The following is a 2,884-nucleotide window of genomic DNA, read 5'->3' as shown; positions in this document are numbered from 1 at the left end:
GCCGCCGACCGTCGCGCCCATATGCGCCTTGCCTGCCAGACGGCGCTCAGAGGCCCCTGTTCGGTGACGGTGCCGCAGGATTTCGTCGGCGCGACGGGCTTTACCTGCCGCGTCGTCTCCAACACGATGAAGGCGCCGCTGATCCGCGAACTGGTGCTGCAGCTTCCCGAAGGCCAGCCGTTCGATTTCATCGCCGGCGGCTTCATGCAGCTGACCGCGCCCGCCTACCGGCTCGATTTCCGCGATATCGACATCGATCCGCCCTTCCGCGAGGCATGGGCGATGTCCGGCTGGTCCGAAATGACCTCCTATGCCGAAAGATCCGTTACACGGGCCTATTCGATCGCCTGCAGGCCAGAGGATGCAAAGGCCGAGCGCGCCGTCTTCAACATCCGCCTTGCCGCCCCGCCCCCCGGCCGCGAACAGGAAATTCCGCCCGGCATCGTCTCCTCCTTTCTGTTCGCGCTGAAACCGGGCGACGAGATCGAGGCCTCCGGACCCTTCGGCGAGTTCGAGGTGCAGCCGACCGATCGCGAGATGGTGTTCATCGGCGGCGGCGTCGGCATGGCGCCGCTGAGGGCCATGATCCACGACCAGATCGGCAAGAACACGCCACGGCGGATGCGCTATTTCTATGGCGCGCGCTCGGTCGCCGACCTGTTCTATGTCGAAGAGTTCGAGAAGATCGCCGCCGAGCACGACAATTTTTCGTGGACGCCGGCGCTTTCCGATCCCGCGCCCGGCGACCGCTGGACGGGCGCAAGCGGCTTCATCCATGATATCGTGCGCGCCGAGCTTTCGCGCCATCCGGCACCGGAGGACTGCGAATACTATATGTGCGGACCGCCGGTGATGATCTCGGCGGTGACTGCCACGCTGCACCGGCTCGGCGTCGAGCCGAAGTCCATCTTCTACGACGATTTCGGAGTCTGACCCATGAACGCACGTCATACATACCTGACCCGCCGCCGCGTTCTGGCGCTTTCCGGAGCAGGTCTTCTGGCCGCAACCGCTGCCCGGGCCGAAGCGCCCGCGATCCTGAAATCCGCGCCCGCGACGCAGCAGATCACCGGCAAGGCCTTTGCGACCACATGGCGCGTCAGCGTGCCCGACAAAGCCCGGCCCGAAGCGCTTAGCGGCGATATCGAAGCGCTTCTTTCCGGCATCGACCGGATGATGTCGCCCTGGCGCGAAGACAGCGAGATCACTGGCTTCAACCGCTCCGGTCCCGGCGACAGGAGGGTATCTGCCGAAACCGCCTTCGTTGCCCAATCGGCGCTCGATATCGCGCGAAAGAGCGACGGCTGGTTCGATCCGAGCGTCGGCCCGCTGGTTGCCCGCTACGGCTTCGGCCCGATCCAGGGCGTGGCCGCCGAGGATGGCGCGCCGCCGCTCTGGCATGCGCTTGCCGTCGACGGAAACCGGCTCGGAAAGACCAAAGCCGGGGTCACCATGGATCTCTGCGGCATCGCCAAGGGCCGCGCGCTCGACCTGATGGCAAACCGCCTGATGGACGCCGGCTATTCCGATTTTCTCATCGATCTCGGCGGCGAGCTGGTCGCGCGCGGCAATCATCCGGCGGGACGTCCCTGGCAGGTGGCGGTGGAAGACCCGCGGCCGGAAGCCAACGGCGGCGCCGGCGTGCTGCGGCTTGCCGACGGCGCGGTCGCGACCTCCGGGCTTCGCGCCCAGAGCTATGCGCTTTCCGGCCATACCTACAGCCACATCATCGATCCGCGCCATGCCGTGCCGGTCGAGGGCGCGATCGCCTCGGTCTCGGTGCTGGCGCAAGACGCGATGACGGCCGACGGCTGGGCCACCGCGCTGACGGCCGCCGGCGAGGATGGCCCGGCGCTGGCCCGCCGCCTGTCGATCGCCGCCCTCTTCCTCTTCCATGAAGGACAAGGCCTCAGGCGCGAAACAACGGGCGGTTTCGACCGTTATCTGCTATAATCGCCTCGAAGGGAGCACGGACATGGAAATCCTGCTGGCAATCGCGATCGTCGTTCTCGGCATGGCCGGCCTTGGCGTCAGCCTCTTCGTCGGGCGCGGCCCGCTGAAGGGCTCGTGCGGCGGCATGGCCTGCATGAAGGAGGCCGCCTGCGAGGGCTGCCCGAACCGTCTGTCGAGCGAGGCAGAATGACCGACACGATCGCCGAAATCACCAAGACCGACGCGCTGACCGTCACGCCCGAAATGCCGATCCGCCGGGCGGTGGCGCTTCTGGTCGAAAGCAAGGCGGCGGCAGCGCCGGTTGTCGATGAAGGCGGGGCGCTTTGCGGCATCCTCACCCAGAAGGACTGTTTCAACCCGGCCCTCCAGGCGAGCTACTACCAGGAATGGAAGGGCACCGTCGCCGATTACATGAGCCGCAACGTCATCAGCCTTCCGGCAAGCGCCGATCTGGTCGCCGCCGCCGAGGCCTTCATCGCCCATCCGCACCGCGTCTTCCCGGTGACCGACGGCAACCGGCTAGTCGGCCTGCTGCGCCGCTCCGACGTCCTCTCCGCCCTTGTGCGGCTGAGCGGATAGACGTTCCGCCAGACTTCGAGGCGTGGGCGGGCGGCCCCCGGCAGGGCACGCGCTTCTGCCGTCATCGGCCACACCGCACACAATCGTTTTTACGGCGGTTTTGGGTTTACCCCCGGGCCGAGGAGGTCCATAACCATCTGACAGGATTGACGCGCGGTCATTTGCCGCACACGAGAATTCAGGCATGGCAGACATGGATGAGACTGAGGAAACGGACTACGGCAGAGATGAATTGATAGGCGCGCCGGAGGGCGAAATGAGCCTTCTGATTGTCGATGACGACACGCCGTTTCTGCGTCGCATCGCCCGCGCCATGGAAACGCGCGGCTTTGCCATAGAGACCGCCGAGACC

At 66.2% G+C, this 2,884-nt stretch carries 4 protein-coding genes and 1 pseudogene; all 5 read left to right on the top strand.

Annotation, left to right across the window (positions count from 1 at the left end; translation table 11 throughout):
• A partial coding sequence (gene nqrF / locus AC5DC2_RS22315) for an NADH:ubiquinone reductase (Na(+)-transporting) subunit F (RefSeq protein ID WP_491700073.1) occupies window positions 1-933 on the top strand: 933 nt, incomplete at its 5' end.
• A gap of 3 nt (window positions 934-936) precedes the next feature.
• Window positions 937-1,953, top strand: a complete 1,017-nt coding sequence (locus tag AC5DC2_RS22310; RefSeq protein WP_491700072.1) for an FAD:protein FMN transferase — start codon at window positions 937-939, stop codon at window positions 1,951-1,953.
• Window positions 1,954-1,975: 22 nt separating this feature from the next.
• Window positions 1,976-2,143: a (Na+)-NQR maturation NqrM gene (nqrM, locus tag AC5DC2_RS22305; RefSeq protein ID WP_183490793.1), complete on the top strand. Its 168-nt coding sequence runs from the start codon at window positions 1,976-1,978 to the stop codon at window positions 2,141-2,143.
• A complete protein-coding gene (locus AC5DC2_RS22300) occupies window positions 2,140-2,532 on the top strand; it encodes a CBS domain-containing protein (protein WP_491700071.1) in 393 nt (130 codons plus the stop codon). The genes nqrM and AC5DC2_RS22300 overlap by 4 nt, the downstream gene beginning before the upstream one ends.
• 193 nt (window positions 2,533-2,725) lie before the next feature.
• Window positions 2,726-2,884, top strand: a pseudogene (locus AC5DC2_RS22295) (two-component system response regulator); the annotation flags it as partial.

This window comes from Martelella sp. (genome assembly GCF_984369615.1).
Note: the sequence above shows the minus strand (reverse complement) of the source record. Positions and strands in the feature narration are given on the sequence as shown.